Genomic DNA, 14,858 nt, shown 5'->3' on the forward strand with positions numbered 1-14,858 from the left:
ATGCCCACACGCTGGTTAACATGCTCGCCGTCCCCGCCGCACAGCGTCTGTTGTCGGCTCCAGTGTCTCAGTAGCTCAATTGGATAGAGCATCCCCCTCCTAAGGGGAAGGTTGGCAGTTCGAACCTGCCCTGGGACGCCATTTCCCCCCCATTCCCCTTGTCTTCGTTCAACGAACCTGAGCGCTTGCCTGCGGCTGCCGCGTCGTGCGGCTGTAGCTCAGGGCGAAGTGTGCCGCCAGCCCGAAGATCAGCCCCCAGAACGCGGCGCCAAGACCGAGCAGGCTCATGCCCGATGCGGTGACCAGGAAGGTGATCAGCGCTGGCTCCCGCTGTTTTTCGTCACTCATGGCGCCCGCCAGGCCGTTGGCAATGGCACCGAACAGTGCCAGGCCGGCGAGGGCGGCGATCAGTTCCCTCGGCAGGGCGGCGAACACCGAGGCCAGCGTGGCGCCGAAGCTGCCCATCAGCAGGTAGAAGACGCCGCAGGCCATGCCGGCGATATAGCGCTTATCCGGGTTCTCGTGGGCCTCGCGGCCGGTGCAGATGGCGGCGGTGATCGCCGCCAGGTTGACGCCGTGGCAGCCGAACGGCGCCAGCAGCAGCGAACCCAGGGCGGTGACCGAGACGATCGGGCGTGCCGGTACCTGGTAGCCGGAGGTGCGCAGCACCGCGATACCGGGCACCGACTGGCCGGTGAGTGACACCAGGGCCAGGGGCAGGGCGATATTGACGATGGCCTGCCAACTCCACTGCGGGCTGGTCCAGGTCGGGACGGTCATTTCCAGCACCAGGGCCTGGGTGTCCAGCTGGCCCAGGCCGGCAGCGAGGCCGCAACCGACGATCAGCACCGAAAGAATCGCGTAGCGCGGCGACAAGCGCTTGAACAGCAGGTAGCTCGCCAGCATCGACAGTACCAGCACGGGCTGCAGGCGGATCGAGCTGAACAGCTCGGCGCCGAAGCGGAACAGGATGCCGGCCAGCATCGCCGCGGCAATGGCCTTGGGCAGGCGATTCATCAGCTTGTCGAAAGCGCCGCTCAGGGCGATCACGGCAATCAGCAGCGAGGCGACGATGTAGGCGCCCACCGCCTGGGCCAGTGACACACTCGGTAGCATCGACACCAGTAGCGCCGCGCCGGGCGTGGACCAGGCGGTGATCACCGGCACCCGCAGTTTCCAGCTCAGCAGCAGGCCGGTCAGGCCGCTGCCGATGGAGATGGCCCAGATCCAAGAGGCGGTCGCGGCGCTGTCCAGGCCTGCCTGGTCAGCGGCCTGGAACACGATGATCAAGGGGCCTGCGTAGGAGATGATCACGGCGATCAGGCCGGCGACCAGGGCGGAGAGGGAAAAATCCTTTCTGAGGTTGTCCATGGCGAGTCCAGGTGAGTTGATTGATTCGATTGAGTCGATTCAAATTGAATCTATACGGTAACGAGACCTGAATTCAAGTGGTGCAGCTCCCACGCGGGTGATGCTTACAACTTGAATCGCTCGGAGGATCGACTCAAGTTGGCCTGTGTGTTCAAATTTCAATCATTTTCAGCCCGGTAGCCGTCTCATGTGGGTTCCACGGATCAGCGAAAGCAATCAGCCTGTCTACCTGTCCATTGCCGATGCGCTGGCGCACGATATCGCCAGCGGCGCGCTACGGCGTGGCGAGCGCTTGCCGACGCTGCGCGAACTGGCGCAGGCGCTGGATGTCACGCCAGGCACCATCAGTCGCGCCTACACCGAGGCGTCGCGCCGTGGCCTGACCCAGGGCGAGGTGGGGCGTGGCACCTACGTCCTCGACCGGATCGCCGAGACGGGCGAGGCCCCCGTGGTCGCCCGAGCTGCACCTGCAGCCCGCGGCGAAGCACTCGACCTGTCGATCATCAAGCCCTACGGCGAAACCCTGCAGTACTGGTTGCGCAACGCCTTGACCGAGCTGGCCAATACCTCACGGCTGGAGCAGGTGCTGGACTACGCCCCCGACGGCGGCCATCCGGCGCATCGCGAGGCGGGCGCGCAATGGTTGCGGCAGTGGCTGCCGGGTGCGCAGTGGCAGCAGCTGGTCATCACCAGTGGCGCCCAGCATGGGTTGATGGTGGCGATCAGTGCCCTGACCGGGGCGGGCGACCTGGTGCTGTGCGAGTCGCTGTGCTATCCGGGCATCATTTCCGTGGCCCATGGCCTGGGCCGCCGTCTGCATGGCGTACCGATGGACGAGCAGGGCATCCTCCCCGAGGCCTTGCGCGAGATCTGCCAGCGCGAGCGGCCCGCCATGCTGGTGTGCGTGGCGACCTGCCAGAACCCGACCACGGCGATCATGTCCAACGAGCGCCGCGCCCAGATCGCGGCGCTGGCGGAGGAGTTCGATTTCCTGTTGCTGGACGATGACATCTACGGCTTCCTCGCCTCCGACCCGCAGATCCGGCCGCTGGCGACCTTCGCCCCGGAGCGTTCGATCTACCTCACCAGCCTGTCCAAGTCGGTCATGCCGGCGCTGCGCATCGGCTACCTGTATAGCCCGCCGAAGCTGCTGTCACGCCTGACCGCCATGGTGCGCAGCACGGTGTGGATGCCTTCGCCGTTGACCGCGCAACTGGCCAGCCATGTGATCGGCGAAGGGTTGGACAGCCAGTTGATCCGCATGCACCGCGCCGAGGCGGCGGCACGTCAGGCCATCGCCCGTGACGTCTTCGGCAGTGCGTCGCTGCAGAGCCAGCCGCACAGCTATCACCTCTGGCTCAACCTGCCCGAGCCGTGGCGCAGCGACGAGTTCGCCCTGCTGGCGCGGGCCAATGGCGTGGTGGTCATGAGTGCCAGCCAGTTCCAGGTGGAGCGCACGGGTGATCCACGTGGCGTGCGGGTCGTGCTGATGTCGCCGACCAGTCGGGAGGAGTTGCGCTTCGCCCTGACCCAGCTGGCCAGCCTGCTCGAGTCAGGGGATCCGAAGCGCTTTTACTGACGTATGCCCGGCGCTAGTGTCCTGTCTCGGAAATACGTTCTCTTTTGGCGAGTGGCTTGGGTGTTCGGGCAAGGCGCCGCGACGAGTCATAGCAGGGCTATGGCGAGGAGTGACAACGCAGGCCGGGCGCCCAAGACGCCGCCAAAAGTGAACAGCTTATTTCCGAGACAGGACACTAGAGCTCGGCGGTATACTTTCGCTCGATGTCGCGGTCATCCGCCGAGGTCAGGCTGCCCTGGGCGCGCTGCGCCTGCTGCTCGAGCTTGGCCTGGGTCTTCATCTCGGCCTCTTCCTGCATGCGTTGGGCGATCTGTTGATCGATTATCATTTTCCTTTCTGGCGGTAGGGCGTCGTATTCCTCCTCGGTCAGGCCAAGCTCCGCGAGCAGCTTTTCCTTGATCTTCTCCGCTGGTGACTTGGCCATGTAGTCGCGAAATTCCTGCAAGGCGCCGGTGCCTTCCTGTTTGCCTACGCTGACCTGCTCACGTTTTGCCGCGTCCGGGTTCTGCAACATGACCATCAGCTTGGCGAAGGCTTCCTTGCGGTTGTCTTCGGCCTGCTGCTCGGACGTGCTGCCTTGGCTGTCCTGTTGCGCCGAAGCCTTGCCGCTGGCGATGACCTGTTGGAACGGGACCAGCGAGGCCGCGGACTGATCGTTGCCGGTGCGCTGTTGTTGTTGCACGGCCTGCCAACCCAGGCCGTTCGCGGTAATAAACATGATTCCTCCTTGGACGGATCTGAAGACACGACGAAAGGGGCAAAAGCTGTGCCAGCAGGGGCACCGGGGCGAAATAGGCCGTTAGGACTATTCCGACAGCCTGTTGCTCGGAATATGCTTGGCCGGCAGAGGAACAGGATTGCCGCTTGCGGCAAATACAAGCATGTGTCGGCAGCACCGGGTGCGGGGCGCAGTTGCTGGACAACAGGGAGCGCGTCCATGAGTCAGGCAACAAAGCCGTTACCGGCTGGCTTCAGCGAGCAGCAATTGCACACCTTGTTCGATCTGATCAGCGACGGTATCTGGGACTGGGATGCCAACAACGGCTATGTCTACCGCAATCCGGGCTGGTACGCGATGCTGGGCTACGCCAGCCATTCGCTGGACAATTCCGTGCTGACCTGGGAAAGCGTGATTCACCCCGAGGATTACCCACGGGTGATGGCGCATTTCGAGGCTTACATCAACCAGCGCAACGAGCGTTATCTCATCGAGTACCGTTGCCGCTGCCAGGATGGCAGCTACCTGTGGATCGAGGACAGCGGCCATGTCATCGCCCGCAACGCCGACGGTTCGGTGGCGCGCATGCTCGGCGCCCACCGCAATATCGACGCGGGCAAGCGCCTGGTAGCGGAGCTCGAGCAGCGCAACCTGTCCCTGGAAGGCCTGGTGGCCGAGCGCACCCGCGAACTGTCGTGGGTCAACCAGCAGTTGCAGCGCCAGCTCGACGAGAATCGCGAGTTGGCCGAGCGCGACGCCCTGACCCGTACCGCCAATCGCTATCGCCTGGAAAAGACCCTGGAGCAGGCGTGCGAGCGTGCCCGGCGCTTCCGTGAACCGCTGGCGTTGATCGCCATGGACCTGGACGACTTCAAGCCGATCAACGACCTGCACGGCCATGCCCGTGGCGATGCGGCGTTGGTCGAGGTCACCGAGCGGATCCGCCAGTGTCTGGGAGAGCAGGACTTGTTGGCACGCTGGGGCGGCGATGAATTCGTGGTGGTCTTGCCACGGACCTCGCAGGAACAGGCACGCGAAGCGGCGCAGCGGATTCAGGGGGCCTTGGCCGAAGTGGCGCCGATTGGCCAGTGCCAGCTGACCATGAGCTATGGCGTGGTGCAGTGGCGGGAAGGGGAGGACCGTCAGGGGCTTCTGGCCCGTGCCGACAAGGCGCTGTACCGGGCCAAGGCAGCCGGCAAGAACGCTGTCGCCGAATGAAAAAAGACCCGCGGCGCCAGGGGCGCAGCGGGCCAAATCGGCGATTGCCGCTTCAGTGTCAGGTCAGATGTGCAGGGCGTGGCCCAGGGCGCGCAGCGCCGCTTCCTGCACCGCCTCGCCCAGGGTCGGGTGGGCGTGGATGGTGCCGGCGATGTCTTCCAGGCGAGCGCCCATCTCCAGCGACTGGGCGAAGGCGGTGGACAGTTCCGACACCGCCACGCCCACGGCCTGCCAGCCGAGGATCAGGTGGTTGTCACGGCGGGCCACCACGCGCACGAAGCCGGTCTTCGATTCCAGGCTCATGGCCCGGCCGTTGGCGGCGAAGGGGAACTGCGCGACGATGCAGTCCACGCCCTGCTGGCTGGCTTGTTCCGGAGTCTGGCCGACCACCACCACTTCCGGATCGGTGAAGCACACCGCGGCGATTGCGCTGGGTTCGAAGCGTCGGCTCTTGCCGGCGATGATCTCGGCGACCATCTCGCCCTGGGCCATGGCCCGGTGCGCCAGCATCGGCTCTCCGGCCACGTCGCCGATGGCCCAGACGTTGCGCATGCTGGTCTGGCAGCGCTCGTCGATGGCGATGGCCGCGCCGTTCATCTTCAGGTCCAGGCTTTCCAGGCCGAAGCCCTTGGTGCGTGGGCGGCGGCCCACGGCCACCAGCACCTGGTCAGCCTCCAGGCGCAGCTGGCCACCCTGGCCGTCGCTGGCCAACAGGCAGCCGTCGGCATAGCCTTCGACACTGTGGCCCAGGTACAAGGCGATGCCGAGTTTCCTGATCGAGTCGGCCACCGGCGCGGTGAGCTCCGCGTCGTAGGTCGGCAGTATGCGTTCGCGGGCTTCCACCACGCTGACCTTGGCGCCGAGCTTGCGGTAGGCGATACCCAGTTCCAGGCCGATGTAGCCGCCACCAACCACCACCAGGTGCTGGGGCAGCGCCTTGGGCGCCAAGGCCTCGGTGGACGAGATGATCGGCCCGCCGATCGGCAGCATCGGCAGTTCGACGCTGTTCGAGCCGGTGGCCAGCAGCAGGTGCTCGCACTGGATGCGCTGACCGTCGACCTCGACGCTCTTGCCGTCGAGGATCTTTGCCCAGCCATGGATCACCTTCACGCCGTGCTTTTTCAGCAGGGCGGCGACGCCGCTGGTGAGGCGGTCGACGATGCCGTCCTTCCACTCGACGCTGCGGCTGATGTCCAGGCGCGGCGAGGCCACGCTGATGCCCAGCGGCGAAGGCTCGGTGTAGCGGCTGGCCTGGTGGAACTGCTCGGCCACATGGATCAGCGCCTTCGAGGGAATGCAGCCGATGTTCAGGCAGGTGCCGCCCAGGGCCTGGCCTTCGACCAGCACGGTGGGGATGCCCAGCTGCCCGGCGCGGATGGCGGCCACGTAGCCGCCGGGGCCGCCGCCGATGATCAGCAGGGTGGTGTTGATGAGCTCTTGCATGATCACTCCACGAACAGGCAGGCGGGCTGTTCCAGCAGGCCGCGCACGGCCTGGATGAACAGGGCGGCATCCATGCCGTCGACCACGCGATGGTCGAACGAGCTGGACAGGTTCATCATCTTGCGCACGACGATCTGGCCGTCGATCACCACCGGCCGTTCGACCATGCGGTTGACGCCGACGATCGCCACTTCCGGTGTGTTGACCACCGGGGTGCTGACGATGCCGCCCAGCGCGCCGAGGCTGGTCAGGGTGATGGTCGAGCCGGAAAGCTCCTCGCGAGTGGCCTTGTTGTTGCGCGCGGCGTGGGCCACGCGGGCGATCTCGCCGGCATTGCTCCACAGGTTGCCGGCCTCGGCGTGACGCAGTACCGGCACCATCAGGCCGTTGTCACCCTGGGTGGCAATGCCGACGTGTACCGCGCCGTGACGGGTGATGACCTGGGCTTCGTCGTCGTAGGTGGCGTTGATCTGCGGGAAGTCGCGCAGGGCGACGACCATGGCGCGCACCAGGAACGGCAGCAGGGTCAGCTTGCCGCGGCTGTCGCCGTACTTGGCGTTGAGTTGCTGGCGCAAGGCTTCCAGGTTGGTGACGTCGATTTCCTCGACGTAGCTGAAGTGGGCGACGCGGCGCTTGGCGTCCTGCATGCGCTGGGCAATCTTGCGGCGCAGGCCGATCACCGGTACCTGCTCGCTGTCTGTGCGCTTGCCGTAGCCCCCTGGTGCCTGACCGGCGCCGGTCTGCGGTTTGCTGATGAAGGCGTCGAGGTCTTCATGCAGGATGCGCCCGGCCGGGCCGCTGCCATGCACGTAGCGCAACTCGATCCCGGCGTCCAGGGCGCGCTTGCGCACGGCCGGGGAGGCCAGTGGCTTGTCGTGGGCTTCGCGCGGCACGATAGGCGCGGCGGCGTGGGTCGCGGCAACCTGGAGTTGTGCTTCGAGGCGTGGCTCGGGTTGGGCCACGGCCTTGACCGGCGCAGGTTCCGGCTCCGCCGGCTTGGCCTGGGGCACATCGACATGGTTGCCGCTGCCTTCGACCTCGATGCGGATCAGCTCGCTGCCGACCGCCATCACCTCACCGGGCTGGCCGCCCAGGGCCAGCACCTTGCCGCTGACCGGCGAAGGGATTTCCACGGTGGCCTTGTCGGTCATGACATCGGCCACCACCTGGTCCTCGGCGATCACATCGCCGACCTTGACGAACCATTCCACCAACTCGACTTGCGCGATGCCTTCACCGATATCCGGCATCTTGATGACGTGCGTGCCCATTCAGACCTCCATGACCCGTTTCAGTGCCGCGCCTACCCGCGAAGGGCCGGGGAAATAGGCCCATTCCTGTGCGTGGGGGTAGGGGGTGTCCCAGCCGGTGACGCGCTCGATGGGCGCCTCGAGGTGATGGAAGCAGTGCTCCTGGACCAGCGACACCAGTTCGGCGCCGAAGCCACAGGTACGGGTGGCCTCGTGCACGACCACGCAGCGACCGGTCTTTTTCACCGACGCGACGATGGTCTCCAGGTCCAGCGGCCACAGGCTGCGCAGGTCGATGACTTCGGCGTCGACGCCGCTCTCCTCGGCGGCCACCTGCGAGACATACACGGTGGTGCCGTAGGTCAGCACGGTGACGTCGTTGCCCGGGCGGGTGATCACCGCCTTGTCCAGCGGCACGCTGTAGTAGCCATCAGGCACGGCGCTGTGCGGGTGCTTGGACCACGGGGTTACCGGGCGGTCGTGGTGGCCGTCGAACGGGCCGTTGTACAGGCGCTTGGGCTCGAGGAAGATCACCGGGTCATCGCATTCGATCGAGGCGATCAGCAGCCCCTTGGCGTCGTATGGGTTGGACGGCATCACGGTGCGCAGGCCGCAGACCTGGGTGAACATCGCCTCGGGGCTCTGGCTGTGGGTCTGGCCGCCGTAGATGCCGCCGCCGCAGGGCATGCGCAGGGTCAGCGGCGAGATGAACTCGCCGGCCGAGCGATAGCGCAGGCGGGCCATCTCCGAGACGATCTGGTCGGAAGCGGGGTAGAAGTAGTCGGCGAACTGGATCTCGACCACCGGGCGCAGGCCATAGGCGCCCATGCCCACGGCGGTGCCGACGATGCCGCTCTCGGAGATCGGCGCGTCGAACACGCGGGACTTGCCGTACTTGGTCTGCAGACCTTCGGTGCAGCGGAACACGCCGCCGAAGTAGCCAACGTCCTGGCCATAGACCACCACGTTGTCATCGCGCTCGAGCATGACATCCATGGCCGAGCGCAGGGCCTGGATCATGGTCATGGTGGTGGTGGACATGGCGTTTTCCAGATGGATGCTGTTGTTGTGATCGTTCATCTCAGACCCCCAGTTCCTGGCGCTGACGGCGCAGGTGGTCGGGCATTTCCTTGTACACGTCCTCGAACATAGAGGCAGCGCTGGGGATATGGCCATTGCTCAGGGTGCCGAACTGCTCGGCGTCCTTCTGCGCCTTGATCACCTCGGCCTCGAGCTCGGCGGTGACCGCCTGGTGCTCTTCCTCGGACCAGTGGCCGAGCTTGATCAGGTGCTGCTTGAGGCGGGCGATCGGGTCGCCCAGCGGGAAGTGGCTCCAGTCGTCGGCCGGGCGGTACTTGGACGGGTCGTCCGAGGTCGAGTGCGGACCGGCACGGTAGGTGACCCACTCGATCAGCGTCGGGCCCAGGCCACGGCGGGCGCGTTCGGCGGCCCAGCGCGAGGCGGCGTAGACAGCGATGAAATCGTTGCCGTCGACCCGCAGCGAAGCGATGCCGCAACCCACGCCACGACCGGCGAAGGTGGTCGACTCGCCACCGGCGATGGCCTGGAAGGTCGAGATCGCCCACTGGTTGTTGACCACGTTGAGGATCACCGGGGCGCGGTAGACGTGGGCGAAGGTCAGGGCGGTGTGGAAGTCGGACTCGGCGGTGGCGCCGTCACCGATCCATGCCGAGGCAATCTTGGTATCGCCCTTGATCGCCGAGGCCATGGCCCAGCCGACCGCCTGGACGAACTGGGTCGCCAGGTTGCCGCTGATGGTGAAGAAGCCGGCTTCGCGCACCGAGTACATGATCGGCAGCTGGCGGCCCTTGAGCGGGTCACGGGTGTTGGACAGCAGCTGGCAGATCATGTCCACCAGCGACACCTCGCGGGCCATCAGGATGCTCTGCTGGCGGTAGGTGGGGAAGCACATGTCGCTGCGGTTCAGGGCCAGGGCCTGGCCGCTGCCGATGGCTTCCTCGCCCAGGCTCTGCATGTAGAAGGACATCTTCTTCTGGCGCTGGGCGACCACCATGCGGCTGTCGAAGATGCGCGTCTTGAGCATGGCGCGCATGCCCTGGCGCAGTACCTGCGGCTCGATGCCCTCGGCCCAGGGGCCGACGGCGTCGCCATGCTCGTTGAGCACGCGCACGAGGCTGTAGGAGAGGTCCGCCGTGTCGGCAGGCTCCACATCGATAGGGGGTTTACGGACTTGACCGGCGTCGTTCAGGCGCAGGTAGGAGAAATCGGTCTGGCAGCCTGGCCGGCCTGTAGGCTCGGGCACATGCAGACGCAGGGGGGCGTACTCGTTCATGCTTTTTACGCTCGCTCGAATGTTGTTTTTGTGAGCTTTGAAGCGGCCGCTGCTGACTGCCGGCTCGTGACTGGCAGGTCAGCGTCTTTTTACATCATAGGGGGACGGCAGGAGAATTTTTCTCTCAAGTTCATTGCCTTTGTCCGGCGGCGCAGATAAACATTCCGTACAAACACAAAAACCAGGTCAATTTCTCTCATGCGTAAACTGGATCGAACGGATATCGGCATCCTCAACAGCCTGCAGGAAAACGCCCGCATCACCAACGCGGAGCTGGCGCGCTCGGTCAACCTGTCGCCCACGCCGTGCTTCAACCGGGTCAAGGCCATGGAGGAGCTGGGGGTGATCCGCCAGCAGGTCACGCTGCTGTCGCCCGAGGCGCTGGGGCTGGATGTGAATGTGTTCATCCACGTCAGCCTGGAGAAGCAGGTCGAGCAGTCGCTGCATCGCTTCGAGGAGGAGATTGCCGAGCGCCCGGAGGTGATGGAGTGCTACCTGATGACCGGGGATCCGGATTACCTGCTGCGGGTGCTGCTGCCGAGCATCCAGGCACTGGAGCGCTTCCTCGATTACCTCACGCGCTTGCCCGGGGTGGCGAACATTCGCTCCAGCTTTGCCTTGAAACAGGTGCGCTACAAGACTGCGCTGCCGTTGCCGGCCAATGGCATGACGTTGCGTGAGCAATGATCCGGGCGTGGTGCCTGGGGTGCTTGATATTTTAAACACCCCCGGCCTATGTTGTGTGCGTCGCCATTCCCGGCATGCGAACACAACAAGAAGGACAGCGTCATGACGACCGAAGGCCCGAGCAACCAGGCAGCGTTCCTCAAGGGCATCGATGAAATCGAGTGTGTCACCCCCGACCTCAACGGCGTGCCCCGCGGCAAGGTGATGACCGCCGAGGGCTTCCTCGAAGGCCGCCGCCTGCAGATGGCCCGCGGCGTCCTGCTGCAGTGCATCATGGGCGGCTACCCGGCGGCCAAGTACTACGGCAGTGACGACGGCGACCTGGCGTTGGTGGCCGAGCCTTCGCAGATCCACCGCCTGCCCTGGAGCGACGAGCCTCGGGCACTGGCCATCTGCGACGCGGTGGAGCTCGATGGCACGCCCTCGGGGTTGTCCAGCCGTGGCCAGCTCAAGGCGGTGATCGCCCGCTACGCCGAGCGTGGGCTGGCGCCGGTGGTGGCGACGGAACTGGAGTTCTTCGTCTTCGCCGCCAACAGCGACCCGAGCCAGCCGTTCCAGCCGCCGCTGGGCAAGGACGGACGCCGGGAAATGGGCCACTCGGCCTTCAGTGTCAGCTCCAACAACGGCCTGCGCCCGTTCTTCAACGAGGTGTACCGCTGCATGGCGGCACTGGGCCTGCCGCGCGACACCTTCATGCACGAGATGGGCGTCAGCCAGTTCGAGATCAACCTGCTGCACGGCGATCCCTTGCTGCTGGCCGACCAGACCTTCCTGTTCAAGCACCTGCTCAAGGAGGTCGCGCTCAAGCATGGCCTGACCGTTGTGTGCATGGCCAAGCCGCTGGCGCGCACCCCTGGCAGCTCCATGCATATCCACCAGAGCCTGGTCGACAGCGCCAGCGGGCGCAACGTGTTCAGCGACGAGCAGGGCAGGGCGACCGACACCTTCCACCATTTCATCGGTGGCCTGCAGGCCTGCATGGCCGACTTCACCGTGCTGTTCGCGCCGAACGTCAATTCCTACCAGCGCCTGTGCCACCCCTACGCGTCGCCGAACAATGCCTGCTGGTCCGAGGACAACCGCGCCGCGGGCCTGCGCATCCCGGCCAGCTCACCTGCGGCGCGGCGGGTGGAGAACCGCCTGCCGGGTGCCGACGCCAACCCCTACCTGGCCATCGCCGCGAGCCTTGCCGCCGGCCTGCATGGCATCGAGCGGCAGCTTGCGCCGACGCCGGCGATCCAGGGCGAGTTCGAGGTGCCCGAGCACCTGAGCCTGCCTTGCACCCTGCACGCCGCGCTGGAGCGCCTCAAGCGCAGCAACCTGGCGCGGGAACTGTTCGGCAGTGAGTTCATCGAAGGCTACATCGCTACCAAGACCCTGGAGCTGAGCGATTTCTTCGATGAGATCACGCCCTGGGAGCGCCGCGTGTTGGCTGCGCAAGCCTGAGCGCGACACGACCGCTACTGGATGCGCCCCCGGCGACTGATTTCGCCGTCGGGGGCCTGCGCCGCGGTGGATTTGCTTTTATGCTTGGCAGCAACCCGCGCCACCAGATCAAGGAGCTTGACGGGACGTATGCGAAATATCTGGAAGCCGTTTCAGTCGTTGTACTTCGCCGCCCTGATGATGCTGATCGGTTCAGGCCTGCTCAGTACCTACCTGGCCCTGCGCCTGGCCGCCGACCATGTCGACAGCCTGTGGATCGGTGCGCTGATGGCGGCCAACTACTTCGGCCTGGCGGTGGGCGGCAAGGTCGGGCACCGGCTGATCGGCCGGGTCGGGCATATTCGCGCCTATGCCACCTGCGCCGGCATCGTCGGCGCGGCGGTGCTCGGGCACGGGCTGACCAGCTGGCTGCCGGTGTGGATCGGGCTGCGCATGATCGTCGGCCTGGGGATGATGTGCCAGTACATGGTCATCGAGAGCTGGCTCAACGAGCAGGCCGATGCCAAGCATCGTGGCGCGGTGTTCAGCGGCTACATGATCGCCTCGTATCTTGGGCTGGTGCTTGGCCAGTTGATCCTGGTGGTGCATCCGCAGCTGGGGCCTGAGTTGCTGATGCTGGTGGCGATGTGCTTTGCCCTGTGCCTGGTGCCGGTGGCCATGACCCGGCGCATCCACCCCGCGCCGTTGCGGCCGGCGCCGATGGAGCCGAAGTTCTTCATCAAGCGCGTGCCGCAGTCGCTGTCCACGGTGCTTGGCTCGGGCCTGATCGTCGGTTCGTTCTATGGCCTGGCGCCGCTGTATGCGTCCAGCCAGGGGCTGTCCACCGAGCAGATCGGTCTGTTCATGGGCAGTTGTATTTTTGCCGGCCTGCTGGTGCAGTGGCCGCTGGGCTGGTTGTCCGACCGCTATGATCGCGCCGTGCTGATCCGCAGCGTGGCGATCGGTCTGGCACTGGCCTCGGCACCGCTGGCGATCCTGCCAGGCGTGCCGTTGGCGCTGTTGTTCGGTATCGGTTTCGTCATATCGCTGCTGCAGTTCTGCCTGTATCCGCTGGCAGTGGCGTTTTCCAACGACCATGTGGAAAGCGAGCGGCGGGTCTCGTTGACGGCCATGCTGCTGGTCACCTATGGCGTGGGCGCCTGTATCGGGCCGCTGGCGGCGGGGGTGCTGATGAAGCTGCTAGGCGCACAAATGCTGTACGCCTTCTTCGTGTTCTTCGCCCTGGTGCTGGTCTGGCGCATTCGGCCCAAGGCGGTCACCGGGTTGCACCAGGTCCAGGATGCGCCGCTGGGGCACGTGGCCATGCCGGCGGCGGGCTCGCCCTTGTCGGCGGCCCTTGATCCACGGGTGGACGAGCAGACCGTGCAGGAGGTGATGCAGGCACCGGTGGCGGCGGAGGATACCGAAGAGGAGGCCGGCGCGGAGCGCGAAGGCGAGGTGAGCAAATCCTAGCCTGTTGGTGTTGGGCCTGAATGAAAAACGCCACCCATGGGGTGGCGTTTTCATGTCCTGGCGACGCTCAATAGTCGTCTTTGTCGAACCGACGCGCTTCGCGCTGCAGCTGATAGACGAAACTCTCGATCTTGCGCTGTGCCTGACCGTTGAGGTTATGGAAGCGCACCCCGGCGAAGGTGGTGTTGATGCGTTCCTCGAAGTGCAGGTGGCGCAGTTCGACCAGGGTGTCGGTCAGCCCCAGTGGGGTGCTGGCCTTGAAGCGTTCATAGACCTGGCCCAGTTGCAGGCGGTCCTCGACGTTGCCGTCGAAACGCAGCTTGCAGCCGGTGGCGGAGATGTCCAGCAGCTTGCCACGCAGGGCGCCATTGCCCTTGAGGTGGGCGCCATCGAGGACGATGTCGACCAGTTGCGACAGCTTCAGCGCGGCGCGGAAGGCGTTGCGGCGCTGGTGGTAAGTCACTTCCTCGGGCAGCGGGCCACGGTAGCAGCGGTTGCCGTCGATCTCGCCGATGGTCAGTGCGGTGTTGGATTCCCAGGCGATGCGCACACCGTCATGGAAGCCTTCGACACGGAACGGTTCGCCGTTCTCGATGTACTTCTCGCCGTCGCGGGGGATCATTTCATCCAGCGCCAGGACGCCGCTGTCCCGGTCGACATGCACCACGTAGCTCTGAAACCGCTGGCTGCGCTCATGGAAGCTGATGATCAGCGGGTCGTGGCTCTCCAGCAGCTGGCGCAAGTTCGCCGTGATCTCCAAAGGGGTGGTCAGCACCTTTGGTGGCTGGGGAGCATCGGATTCATTGAACACGGGTAATCAATCTCCAGGCAAATACGGCACACGCAAGTAACGGCATTATGCCAGTATGTTCCGTGCCTTGATCAGGGTCAATCAGACTTGGCCGATGGCCCTGGGCTTGTCCATTGGCGAGGTGGCGCCGCGGCTGTCATAGAGCGACGGAGAGTCGCCGCCCATGAGGATTCTGATCTGGTTGGCCGTGGCGTACTGCTGCATCTGGATGATCCGGCCATTGTTCTCGTTGACCTTCTGGCAGGCATCCATCAGCTGGGTGAGCTCATTGAGCTGCTGCATGATGAGTTCGCCGTTGGGCGACTGGTCGGCCACCGCCTGCACGCCCGCGCGGTCGGCGCTGAGGCCGAGATCGATGAGCAACTGGTTGCGCCGTTGTCCCTGCTGCTCGAGCAGCACGACCAGCGACTGCTTGCGCGCAAGGATATGCTCCAGCGCCATGATTTCCCGGCCATGCAGGGAAACTGCCTCCTTTTGCAGAAGGTCGAGCAGTTCCTGGGTCGGCGCGATGTCGTCTTCGATCAGTTGCAGCAGGGTGATGTCGTGCATGGCTAACTCTTGGCGTTTTG

Annotated in this window: 13 protein-coding genes and 1 tRNA gene; 6 read left to right on the plus strand and 8 right to left on the minus strand. The window is 65.2% G+C overall.

Annotation, left to right across the window (positions count from 1 at the left end; all coding sequences use genetic code 11):
- Positions 1 to 64 precede the first annotated feature (64 nt).
- Positions 65 to 141: transfer RNA gene (locus HU751_RS24980), tRNA-Arg, on the plus strand.
- A gap of 27 nt (positions 142 to 168) precedes the next feature.
- Here HU751_RS24980 and HU751_RS24985 read toward each other — a convergent pair.
- A complete protein-coding gene (locus HU751_RS24985) occupies positions 169 to 1,371 on the minus strand; it encodes a benzoate/H(+) symporter BenE family transporter (protein WP_186735540.1) in 1,203 nt (400 codons plus the stop codon).
- A gap of 187 nt (positions 1,372 to 1,558) precedes the next feature.
- On the opposite strand from HU751_RS24985, the gene HU751_RS24990 reads away from it, so the two are divergent.
- Positions 1,559 to 2,950 carry an aminotransferase-like domain-containing protein gene (locus HU751_RS24990; protein WP_186735538.1) on the plus strand — a complete coding sequence of 464 codons (1,392 nt, stop codon included), beginning with the start codon at positions 1,559 to 1,561 and terminating at the stop codon, positions 2,948 to 2,950.
- Between the two features lie 175 nt (positions 2,951 to 3,125).
- Here HU751_RS24990 and HU751_RS24995 read toward each other — a convergent pair whose 3' ends face one another.
- Complete coding sequence (locus HU751_RS24995; protein ID WP_186735536.1) at positions 3,126 to 3,668, minus strand: hypothetical protein; 543 nt, start codon at positions 3,666 to 3,668, stop codon at positions 3,126 to 3,128.
- Between the two features lie 219 nt (positions 3,669 to 3,887).
- Here HU751_RS24995 and HU751_RS25000 point away from each other — a divergent pair, with 219 nt between their 5' ends.
- Entirely contained in the window at positions 3,888 to 4,886 is a 999-nt protein-coding gene (locus tag HU751_RS25000; RefSeq protein WP_186735534.1) for a diguanylate cyclase domain-containing protein, read from the plus strand.
- Between the two features lie 63 nt (positions 4,887 to 4,949).
- Here the strand turns inward: HU751_RS25000 and lpdA are convergent, their stop codons facing one another.
- From lpdA to HU751_RS25020, 4 genes are read right to left on the minus strand one after another with little or no spacing between them, the layout of a single operon-like run.
- Positions 4,950 to 6,329: a dihydrolipoyl dehydrogenase gene (gene lpdA, locus HU751_RS25005; RefSeq protein ID WP_186735526.1), complete on the minus strand. Its 1,380-nt coding sequence runs from the start codon at positions 6,327 to 6,329 to the stop codon at positions 4,950 to 4,952.
- 2 nt (positions 6,330 to 6,331) lie between these two features.
- The gene (locus tag HU751_RS25010) at positions 6,332 to 7,600 is read right to left on the minus strand and encodes a dihydrolipoamide acetyltransferase family protein (protein WP_186735524.1); all 1,269 of its coding nucleotides are present in this window, start codon (positions 7,598 to 7,600) and stop codon (positions 6,332 to 6,334) included.
- Positions 7,601 to 8,659: an alpha-ketoacid dehydrogenase subunit beta gene (locus tag HU751_RS25015; protein WP_186714872.1), complete on the minus strand. Its 1,059-nt coding sequence runs from the start codon at positions 8,657 to 8,659 to the stop codon at positions 7,601 to 7,603.
- Position 8,660: 1 nt separating this feature from the next.
- Positions 8,661 to 9,893, minus strand: coding sequence for a 3-methyl-2-oxobutanoate dehydrogenase (2-methylpropanoyl-transferring) subunit alpha (locus HU751_RS25020; RefSeq protein ID WP_050706720.1), 1,233 nt, complete (start codon positions 9,891 to 9,893; stop codon positions 8,661 to 8,663).
- Positions 9,894 to 10,091: 198 nt separating this feature from the next.
- Between HU751_RS25020 and bkdR the strand changes: the two genes are divergently transcribed.
- The 3 genes from bkdR (at position 10,092) to HU751_RS25035 (ending at position 13,478) form a co-directional block, all read left to right on the plus strand.
- Positions 10,092 to 10,580: a Bkd operon transcriptional regulator BkdR gene (bkdR, locus tag HU751_RS25025; protein ID WP_028691050.1), complete on the plus strand. Its 489-nt coding sequence runs from the start codon at positions 10,092 to 10,094 to the stop codon at positions 10,578 to 10,580.
- A gap of 204 nt (positions 10,581 to 10,784) precedes the next feature.
- Positions 10,785 to 12,026 (plus strand): glutamine synthetase family protein, encoded by a 1,242-nt coding sequence (locus HU751_RS25030; RefSeq protein ID WP_186735544.1) that lies wholly within the window; start codon positions 10,785 to 10,787, stop codon positions 12,024 to 12,026.
- A gap of 129 nt (positions 12,027 to 12,155) precedes the next feature.
- Positions 12,156 to 13,478 carry an MFS transporter gene (locus HU751_RS25035; protein ID WP_186714870.1) on the plus strand — a complete coding sequence of 441 codons (1,323 nt, stop codon included), beginning with the start codon at positions 12,156 to 12,158 and terminating at the stop codon, positions 13,476 to 13,478.
- A 67-nt stretch (positions 13,479 to 13,545) separates the two neighbouring features.
- Here HU751_RS25035 and HU751_RS25040 read toward each other — a convergent pair whose 3' ends face one another.
- A complete protein-coding gene (locus tag HU751_RS25040; RefSeq protein WP_186735522.1) occupies positions 13,546 to 14,289 on the minus strand; it encodes a flagellar brake protein in 744 nt (247 codons plus the stop codon).
- 81 nt (positions 14,290 to 14,370) lie between these two features.
- Positions 14,371 to 14,838, minus strand: a complete 468-nt coding sequence (locus tag HU751_RS25045; RefSeq protein WP_186735519.1) for a flagella synthesis protein FlgN — start codon at positions 14,836 to 14,838, stop codon at positions 14,371 to 14,373.
- Positions 14,839 to 14,858: the final 20 nt, after the last annotated feature.

The sequence above is a fragment of the Pseudomonas peradeniyensis genome, assembly GCF_014268935.2.
Lineage (GTDB): Bacteria > Pseudomonadota > Gammaproteobacteria > Pseudomonadales > Pseudomonadaceae > Aquipseudomonas > Aquipseudomonas peradeniyensis.